This window comes from Pedobacter sp. (assembly GCF_041662865.1).
Taxonomy (GTDB): Bacteria; Bacteroidota; Bacteroidia; order Sphingobacteriales; family Sphingobacteriaceae; genus Pedobacter.
The window spans coordinates 26,343-33,481 of the sequence record NZ_JBAZRL010000012.1 but is presented as its reverse complement, the minus strand read 5'-3'; the positions used below and the strand labels follow the sequence as shown (position 1 = coordinate 33,481).

The window sequence follows — 7,139 nt, the reverse complement described above, 5'->3', positions numbered from 1 at the left end:
ATGTTGTGTATAAATCTGTTGAACTTAGAAATCAAATCCTTGCTTTACCTTTTGCTCAAGGTATAAATATGGCGCATAATCGAATACAAGATATCTTAAGTAATCCCGATAGCTATCGGAAAAAATAATATCCTTATGACCACAAAAACAACTAAAATCATTTATTGGATTGCTACCATTTGGCTTTCCTTAGGTATGGTATCTACCGGAATAGTACAAGCATTAAAAGTAAAAGATGAGGTAACTATGTTTACGCACTTAGGCTACCCTGCTTATTTGCTCACTATAATTGGAGTTTGGAAAATTTTGGGAGTTATATCCGTGCTTATTCCTAAATTTCCGGTAGTAAAAGAATGGGCCTATTCTGGTTTCTTTTTTACCATGTCGGGAGCTATCTTTTCTCATTTAGCCATTGGCGATGGTGCAAAAGAATTTTTTGGACCAACATTATTACTTATTCTGACTGTAATATCTTGGTATTTTAGACCTACAGATAGAAAAACTACTACAGTTAATAACTAAAAACATGAATCCTAAAGTTGATTTTTATTTTAATAAGGCTATGAAATGGCAGGAGGAATTGTTACAACTGAGAACAATTGCGCTGGATTGTGGATTGACTGAAGAATTGAAATGGGGCGTTCCATGCTATATATTTCAAAATAGCAACATCGTTTTAATTCATGATTTTAAAGAATATTGTGCGTATTTATTTTTCAAAGGTGTGTTGCTACAAGATCCTAACGAGATACTCATCCAGCAAACTAAAAATGTACAAGTTGCTCGTCAAATTCGGTTTACCAATGTTCGGGAGATAATCGATATGAAAGCTACCTTGAAGGCTTACATTTTTGAAGCTATAGAAATCGAAAAAGCCGGAATAAAAGCCAAATTCAAAAAGACTACTGAATTTCCTGTTGCGAAAGAATTTCAACATAAGTTGGATGAAATCCCAGCGCTTAAAACTGCTTTTCATGCCTTAACTCCAGGTCGACAAAGAGCATATTTATTATATTTTTCCGCACCAAAGCAAGCTAAAACTCGAGAAACAAGAGTTGAAAAATGTATCCCTCATATTTTTGAAGGAAAAGGACTGAATGATTAAATTACCAAAAACATGTAACACATGAATACTGCAAAAAGAGAAGTGTCGTCAGAACTACAAGCAGAAATACTTAGTATCTTAAAAAGTCGATTTGAAAAAAATATGAACCGACATAAAGATGTAGAATGGGCCGATGTGCAAGCAAAACTAGAAGCAAATAGCGAGAAATTATGGTCGCTAAATGAAATGGAAATAACCGGTGGCGAACCAGATGTTGTCTCGATAGCTATCGGGAACGATAAAAAGACTGATGAATATATTTTTTACGATTGTTCGGCAGAAAGCCCAAAAGGCCGTAGAAGTATATGTTACGATCATCAAGCATTGGAAGCAAGAAAAGAGCATAAACCAGAAAATAGCGCAGTAGAAATGGCAGCTGATATGGGAATTACGATTTTAACAGAGGAACAATACCGAGAATTACAACAAATAGGAAATTTCGATACAAAAACATCAAGCTGGATTATCACACCAGAACCTATTAGAAAATTGGGTGGTGCTCTCTTTTGCGATCGTCGTTATAATACTGTATTTCTTTATCACAATGGCGCAGAATCTTATTATGCAGCTAGAGGTTTTCGGGGATGTTTACGAGTTTAAATCTTTAAAATCTTACCTAACAAAAAAGCCTTCCGAAACTTCGGGAGGCTTTTCTATTTATCTACTTCTTACTTTTATTTCAAGCTAGTAATTTGAGCTTTTACATAATCAATTAAAGAAACAATATCTTTTCGTAAGGGTTGTATCGTCAATACCTTCTGAAAATCAGCAATAGAATTATTGAATATCACTACAACTGCAGCCTTTTCTGCTGCTTTTTTAATTTTGTAAGATTTAAAAATAGCGTAATCCTTATAAGCAATACCCCTATTTTGTAAAATCTGAGTATCTTCCTCACCATTTATCTCAATTGCTTTAGAAAAATCTTTTATCGCAGACGTATAAAAGTTCTCTCTCATTTGATTAAGCGATTCTTTAGGTAAATTTGCAATATTTAATCTTGCTTTACCACGATAATAGTAAGCTGAATAATCACTTGGTTTTAAAACAATTAAGCGACTGTAAGCGGTAATTGCCTTTTCAAAGTCTCCACATTGAAAATTTGAATACGCTAGCATTCTTAACACGTTTATATTATTTGGATCAGAACTATCTGCTTTTTCTAGCTGAGCTACTGCAGTTTTATAATCTCCTTTCATCCACGCTTGTGTACCCATTTTCTCATAATTACCTTGGGCATAAGAGGAACTAGCAGCAGAAACTATAAATAATAATAAAAATGTTTTTTTAAGATAATCCATTAAGCGTTTTATTTAGTTAAAATTACAAAATCCCTAACAAAGGAACAATAAATGCCAGTTTACTTTTAGTATACTTACCCCATTGCAACTATCATACCATTTGCAAATATTAAGGTAAACGCTAAATTAGCTTAAATATGATATATAGAAGTCAATTTTTTTAGGCTGACTTTTTAACAGGCACAATTCATGTTTTCGTTTTTGGCACAAGAGTTGAAAATATATCTGATCGTACACAATTAATACTTTTTTACGGCAACGCTGTCAGTTTGTCGTTTTATACTATTTTAAAAGGCCAATAAATGAGCAAACAAGATCAATTTGATTTTAGTCACGCACTACCCATAATAAATGAAGATACTGAGTTCTTCCCACTGATGTCTCAACAAGACGAAGATGAGATGAACAATGAAGAAACGCCAGAAATACTTGCTATCCTACCACTAAGAAATACCGTTTTGTTTCCTGGTGTAGTTATACCAATTACTGTTGGAAGAGATAAATCCATCAAACTAATAAAAGAAGCATACAAAGGCGATAAAATTATTGGTGTGGTTTCACAACGCGATGTATCCATAGAAGACCCAACATTTGAGCAATTAAATAGCGTTGGTACTGTAGCACAAATCATTAAAATGCTACAAATGCCTGATGGCAATACAACTGTTATCATTCAAGGTAAACAACGTTTTCAATTGGTAGAAGAAGTTCAATCTGAGCCTTATATCAAAGTAATAATTGCAAAATTCGCCGAATCAAAGCACAAAGTTGATAAAGAATTTAAAAATTTAGTGGCATCTATTAAAGAAATGTCATCTCAAATTATTCAGCTTTCACCAAATATTCCGAGTGAAGCTGGGATTGCATTAAAAAATATCGAAAGCACCTCCTTTCTGATCAATTTCATCTCTTCAAACATGAATGCAGATGTTGCTGATAAACAAAAAATGCTCGAAATGGGCAATTTGCGTAAACGTGCTGAAATGGTAATGGAGCTTTTAACTTCTGAATTGCAGATGTTAGAGCTTAAAAATCAAATTCAATCTAAGGTTCGTACCGATTTAGATAAGCAACAACGTGATTATTTCTTAAACGCACAATTAAAAACCATTCAGGAAGAATTAGGTGGAAATTCATCTGATTTAGAATATGAAGCATTAGAAGCTCGTGCCAAAAAGAAGAAATGGGCAAAGCATGTTGCTGATCATTTTGCTAAAGAACTAGAAAAATTAGGCAGAATGAATCCGCAAGCGCCAGATTATTCTATCCAAATGAATTATTTGGAGCTATTGCTCGATTTACCTTGGAATGATTTTACAAAAGATAATTTCGATTTAAAACGTGCTCAACGCATTTTAGATAAAGATCACTTTGGTTTAGAAAAAGTGAAACAACGTATTATAGAATATTTGGCTGTTCTGAAATTAAAAAGAGACATGAAAGCCCCTATTTTATGTTTGGTTGGCCCTCCAGGAGTTGGAAAAACCTCTTTGGGTAAATCTATTGCAAAAGCAATTAACCGTAAATATGTACGTATGGCTTTGGGAGGCATTAGAGATGAGGCCGAAATTCGTGGTCACAGAAAAACATATATCGGCGCAATGCCAGGTCGAATTATCCAATCGATTAAAAAAGCTGGTGCAGCAAATCCAGTTTTTGTATTGGATGAGATTGATAAAGTAGGTTCAGATTTTAGAGGAGATCCTTCATCAGCTTTGCTAGAAGTTTTAGACCCAGAACAAAACAATGCGTTTAATGATCATTATGTTGAAGCAGATTACGATTTATCAAACGTATTATTCATCGCAACCGCAAACTCACTAAGCACCATACAACCTGCACTTTTAGATCGTATGGAAATTATTGAAGTAAATGGATATACGATAGAAGAAAAAATAGAAATTGCTAAAAAATATCTTTTGCCAAAACAAAAGGAACTTCATGGTTTAAAATCTAAAGATATTTCGCTTAAAACTTCATTAATTGAAAAAGTGATTGAAGATTATACTCGTGAAAGTGGTGTACGTGGTTTAGAAAAGAAAATCGGTTCGTTAGTACGTGGTATTGCTACCAAAATTGCAATGGAAGAAACGTATGAAGCAGCTTTGAATTTAGACGATGTAGAACGCATTTTGGGCGCTCCTATTTATGATAAAGATGCTTATGAAGGTAACGAAGTTGCTGGAGTAGTAACTGGTTTAGCATGGACGTCTGTTGGGGGTGATATTCTATTTATTGAAGCAAGTTTAAGTCCTGGAAAAGGTAAGTTAACACTGACTGGTAATTTGGGTGATGTAATGAAAGAATCAGCAGTTATTGCTTTGGCTTACATTAGAGCACATGCAGGTTTATTTGGCATTGATAATGCGTTATTTGATCAGTTTGATATACATGTACATGTACCCGCAGGTGCTACACCAAAAGATGGCCCATCGGCAGGTATTACCATGCTGACCGCATTAACATCGGCATTTACACAACGTAAAGTAAAATCTAATTTAGCCATGACAGGCGAAATCACACTTCGTGGAAAAGTATTACCGGTTGGAGGTATTAAAGAAAAAATATTGGCTGCTAAACGAGCGAATATTAAGGAAATAATTTTATGTAAATCTAATCGAAAAGATATTTTAGAAATTAAAGAAGATTATATAAAAGATCTGAAATTTCATTATGTTAGTGAAATGAGAGAGGTAATTGAATTAGCTCTTATGAAAGATAAAGTGAAAAATGCACAAGATTTAACAATAAAAAAACCAACTGTAACTGCCTAAGCCAATGCGATTAAAACTCTCCTTATTTTTTGCTGTATTATTTTTAGTAGGCTTAAGTAGTTTCGCCCAAACTTTTAAAAATGAGTTTGGCTTTAAAAGCGATAATGACGCTTATCTTTTTTACGGACAGGATCGTTATTATACCAATGGATTGTTTATTTATTTTCGTCATGCGACGGATCAACAAAAACTGGGTGAAAAATTAGAGAAATTAACTTACGAGATTTCTGCTGGACAAAAAATGTACAATCCTATTTCTGGATATGCACCTTATCCAAATAAACAAGATCGTCCGTTTGCAGGTTATTTATATGCTGGTGGAAATGTAAATTTCTTCTATAAAAGCGAACGTATTTTAAAAACTGGAATAGAGCTAGGTACAGTTGGTCCAAATTCTTTAGGGGAAGATGGACAAAAGTTATTGCATGATATTGTTGGTTTTTATACGATTGATGGCTGGCAATATCAGATTAAAAACGAACTAGCCATTAATCTTTCTGCACAATACACACAGTTATTACATCGCTCAGCAAAAAATAATTTAGATTTCTCATTTGAAGGATATGCTAATGCAGGTACAACTTTTAGTAGCGCTGGAATTGGTGTTTTGTTTAGAGCGGGAAACATTAATCAGTTATTTAATTCTTCATACACAAATAGTGCAATTAGTAATAATGCGAAAACAACTAAATTGGTAAAGAATGAATTGTTTTTTTATGCCAAACCACAACTTAACGTAGTTGCTTATGACGCTACTATTCAAGGAAGTATGTTTAATGATGAAAGTCCAGTAACTTTTGAACCAAAACGAGTGGTATTTGCACAGCAATTAGGCTTTAATTACAGCACTCCTCGTTTTACCTTTGATTATGGTTTAGTTTTTAAATCAAAAGAAATAAAAAGTACTGCAAAAGCGCATCAATACGGTACAATTTCTATGTTTTATAGGTTTAACTAAAAGGTTTTCTAGAATATTAAAAAAGCCCTGACTAATCTAGTCCGGGCTTTTTTCTATTTTCCTTTTTTGAAGAAGTGAGTGATTTAGTTGTTAATCTTTTCTCAATCACAGCTTTAGGAATTTTAGTAGGCTTACGTTTTTTCTGCACTTGCAGAGATTTAGTTAATAAATTCATCAACTTAATCAATGTTCGTTGTTTATTTAAAAGTTGGCTCCTATCCTCTTGAGAAACTATATGCAAATTACCTTCTGTATCTAATCTGTTCGATAATTTTTCTTGTAATAAACTTTTTTCTTCATTAGATAAAAAAGAAGCATTTGCAATAGTAAAAATCAATTCTACTTTGCTCGATACTTTATTTACGTTTTGTCCGCCTTTTCCCCCACTTCGCGATGTTTTAAAAGTTACTTCCTTAATTAGTTCTTCTTTAACCGGTATCATAATACAAATGTAGCAACATCTTAATTATTCAGCTCCACTTTCCTCTTTTGTTTCGCTTACTTTTTTCCTTAAGCTCACAATATCCTTATCCAATTGGTAAACTCCACCTCTATCATTACCAACCAATTCTAATTTTTCAAGTATGGTTTTAGCCATTTTTTCTTCTTCCAATTGTTCATCTAAATACCATTGCAAGAATTTAAATGTCAGGTAATCTTTCTCATTCAATGCTAATTCAACCAAATCATTAATTGATTGAGAAACTTCCAATTCATTCTTCAAAAAATCTCTAAAAACATCAATAACTTGCGAATAATTATTCTGTGGCATTACTAAAGCTGGTATAATAGCATGTCCATCTCTATCATTTATATAGTGTATAAATTTTAACATGTGATGACGTTCTTCATCGCTTTGCTTATAAAAAAATTCGGTATAACCTTCTAATCCTGGCTGAGTTTCTAACCATGAGGCAACTGCCAAATAAATTTGAGAAGATTCTGCTTCTATTTTAACTTGCTCATTTAAAGCATTTAACATTCTTTCGGATAATAACATT

8 protein-coding genes are annotated in these 7,139 nt (G+C 33.2%); 5 read left to right on the top strand and 3 right to left on the bottom strand.

Annotation, left to right across the window (positions count from 1 at the left end):
* Positions 1–135: 135 nt before the first annotated feature.
* The 3 genes from WC622_RS06305 to WC622_RS06295 are packed head-to-tail and all read left to right on the top strand — an operon-like array spanning position 136 to position 1,705.
* Positions 136–522, top strand: coding sequence for a DoxX family protein (locus WC622_RS06305; RefSeq protein ID WP_372818347.1), 387 nt, complete (start codon positions 136–138; stop codon positions 520–522).
* A 4-nt stretch (positions 523–526) separates the two neighbouring features.
* A complete protein-coding gene (locus WC622_RS06300) occupies positions 527–1,105 on the top strand; it encodes a YdeI family protein (protein WP_372818346.1) in 579 nt (192 codons plus the stop codon).
* Between the two features lie 21 nt (positions 1,106–1,126).
* Positions 1,127–1,705 carry a DUF4256 domain-containing protein gene (locus WC622_RS06295; RefSeq protein WP_372818344.1) on the top strand — a complete coding sequence of 193 codons (579 nt, stop codon included), beginning with the start codon at positions 1,127–1,129 and terminating at the stop codon, positions 1,703–1,705.
* Positions 1,706–1,779: 74 nt separating this feature from the next.
* On the opposite strand, the gene WC622_RS06290 is transcribed toward WC622_RS06295, so the two are convergent.
* Positions 1,780–2,406, bottom strand: a complete 627-nt coding sequence (locus tag WC622_RS06290; protein WP_372818343.1) for a tetratricopeptide repeat protein — start codon at positions 2,404–2,406, stop codon at positions 1,780–1,782.
* Positions 2,407–2,708: 302 nt separating this feature from the next.
* Between WC622_RS06290 and lon the strand changes: the two genes are divergently transcribed.
* Both lon and WC622_RS06280 read left to right on the top strand, forming a co-directional pair.
* The gene (lon, locus tag WC622_RS06285) at positions 2,709–5,180 is read left to right on the top strand and encodes an endopeptidase La (RefSeq protein ID WP_372818341.1); all 2,472 of its coding nucleotides are present in this window, start codon (positions 2,709–2,711) and stop codon (positions 5,178–5,180) included.
* A 4-nt stretch (positions 5,181–5,184) separates the two neighbouring features.
* Positions 5,185–6,138, top strand: coding sequence for a lipid A deacylase LpxR family protein (locus WC622_RS06280; protein ID WP_372818339.1), 954 nt, complete (start codon positions 5,185–5,187; stop codon positions 6,136–6,138).
* A gap of 31 nt (positions 6,139–6,169) precedes the next feature.
* Here the strand turns inward: WC622_RS06280 and arfB are convergent, their stop codons facing one another.
* Both arfB and WC622_RS06270 read right to left on the bottom strand, forming a co-directional pair.
* Positions 6,170–6,580 carry an alternative ribosome rescue aminoacyl-tRNA hydrolase ArfB gene (arfB, locus tag WC622_RS06275; RefSeq protein WP_372818338.1) on the bottom strand — a complete coding sequence of 137 codons (411 nt, stop codon included), beginning with the start codon at positions 6,578–6,580 and terminating at the stop codon, positions 6,170–6,172.
* A 24-nt stretch (positions 6,581–6,604) separates the two neighbouring features.
* Positions 6,605–7,138: a ferritin gene (locus WC622_RS06270; RefSeq protein WP_372818337.1), complete on the bottom strand. Its 534-nt coding sequence runs from the start codon at positions 7,136–7,138 to the stop codon at positions 6,605–6,607.
* Position 7,139: the final 1 nt, after the last annotated feature.

What these genes read in the sequence shown, in the direction of transcription:
- WC622_RS06280 (WP_372818339.1), top strand. Translation starts at nt 5,185, where the DNA reads ATGCGATTAAAACTCTCCTTATTTTTTGCTGTATTATTTTTAGTAGGC.
- arfB (WP_372818338.1), bottom strand. Translation starts at nt 6,580, where the DNA reads ATGATACCGGTTAAAGAAGAACTAATTAAGGAAGTAACTTTTAAAACA.
- WC622_RS06305 (WP_372818347.1), top strand. Translation starts at nt 136, where the DNA reads ATGACCACAAAAACAACTAAAATCATTTATTGGATTGCTACCATTTGG.
- WC622_RS06290 (WP_372818343.1), bottom strand. Translation starts at nt 2,406, where the DNA reads ATGGATTATCTTAAAAAAACATTTTTATTATTATTTATAGTTTCTGCT.
- lon (WP_372818341.1), top strand. Translation starts at nt 2,709, where the DNA reads ATGAGCAAACAAGATCAATTTGATTTTAGTCACGCACTACCCATAATA.
- WC622_RS06300 (WP_372818346.1), top strand. Translation starts at nt 527, where the DNA reads ATGAATCCTAAAGTTGATTTTTATTTTAATAAGGCTATGAAATGGCAG.
- WC622_RS06270 (WP_372818337.1), bottom strand. Translation starts at nt 7,138, where the DNA reads ATGTTATTATCCGAAAGAATGTTAAATGCTTTAAATGAGCAAGTTAAA.
- WC622_RS06295 (WP_372818344.1), top strand. Translation starts at nt 1,127, where the DNA reads ATGAATACTGCAAAAAGAGAAGTGTCGTCAGAACTACAAGCAGAAATA.